This is a genomic window from Cyclobacterium sp. (genome assembly GCF_014762705.1).
Classification (GTDB): Bacteria; Bacteroidota; Bacteroidia; order Cytophagales; family Cyclobacteriaceae; genus Cyclobacterium.
Genome location: NZ_JABURL010000001.1, coordinates 1 through 1,358, shown reverse-complemented (window position 1 = coordinate 1,358; position 1,358 = coordinate 1). Strand labels below are relative to the sequence as shown.

Genomic DNA, 1,358 nt, shown 5'->3' with positions numbered 1-1,358 from the left:
GTCTAAAACATATAGCTATGAAGGTACAAAATACCAACCAAAACACGACGGATATATCTTGCGATTGTCCGAAAAAAAATCTTTGAAAAAATACAATCTCCTGAAAATCAGTCTATTTACTGTTCGGGTTCCGCTCATTTTTCCAGGGCATCTCCACTTGATTTTCAGACTGTCGCACTTTCTGTTCTTAAGATGTTTAAAGAATCTTCGGAATTCGTATCCTCAAAGGTTCTTTCCAAACTCGGTAAGCAGGCTGTTACCGGCAGTGCCTTTACCCAGGCGAGGTATAAAATTGACTGGCAGTTCTTTTCCGATCTTTGCAGTATCACTTCCCAAGCTTATGACAGTTTTTCCACCCCCAGATGGAAGGGATACCGGATTCTTGCCGGGGACGGCAGTACTTTAAACCTACCCGCTTCCAAACAGATCCGAGAATGTTTCGGATTGTTTACCAACAGTACAAAAGCTTCCTTAGCACGGATATTCCTTGTTTATGACGTGAATACCAACTTTACCCTTCAGGCAAGACTCGGAAAAATGAGTACGGGTGAATCGGGTTTACTCAATAACTGTTTGTCAGAAATCCCATCCAGACCGGATGATCTGCTGGTGCTAGACAGGTTTTTTGGCAATTTTTACAATGTGCAGCGAATGATCTGTGATAGAAGGACCTTTTGCATTCGGATGTCCACAGGGATGTCCAATTTTGCCAAACGGGTAATGGCTGACAGCAGGATGGATTTTACCACCGAATGGATGCCCAGTAAAAAGGAGCAGGAAAACTCAAAAAAGAAAAACCCTATTCAGGTAAGGGTAACCAAAGCTGTCCTGGAAACCGGCGAAACCGAACTGTTGGTCAGTAATTTGGAAGAAAGTAAGTTCAGTACTGAGGACTTAGTAGTCCTTTATGGAATGAGATGGGGTGTGGAAGAAGGAATAAAAAATTTGAAACCTAAGATCAAGGTGGAACAGTTCGGCTGCAGGAAACCGGAAGGGATTTATCAGGAATTTTATGCCCATATATTGGCCATGAATATGGTGGCCCTTACAGGAATGGCTGCTGCCAAGGAAATCAAAAAGAAAATCGCAAAAAGAAAACTGACCTATAAATACAATTGGAAAAATGCTTTTCTACAATTCAGAGCCAAGATTGTAAAACTATTCAGCCAGGAATGTGTGACAAAGATTCTGGATAAACTCGTCATTAAAGTGGCCCGAAATCTGGTAGCTGTAAAAATGGGAAGGAAATTTTCTCGAAAAGACCTGCACGAGCCTACCCGGGTCAATCAGTACTACAAATAGGAAGCAAATATCAGAGGAAAAACAAAAACATCACATATCGCCACAAAATAAGCTCG

1 protein-coding gene is annotated in these 1,358 nt (G+C 41.7%); it reads left to right on the top strand.

Annotation, left to right across the window (positions count from 1 at the left end; translation table 11 throughout):
* Positions 1 to 30 precede the first annotated feature (30 nt).
* On the top strand, positions 31 to 1,302 hold the full coding sequence (locus HUJ21_RS00005; protein ID WP_366483428.1) for an IS4 family transposase: 1,272 nt from the start codon (positions 31 to 33) through the stop codon (positions 1,300 to 1,302).
* Positions 1,303 to 1,358 lie beyond the last annotated feature (56 nt).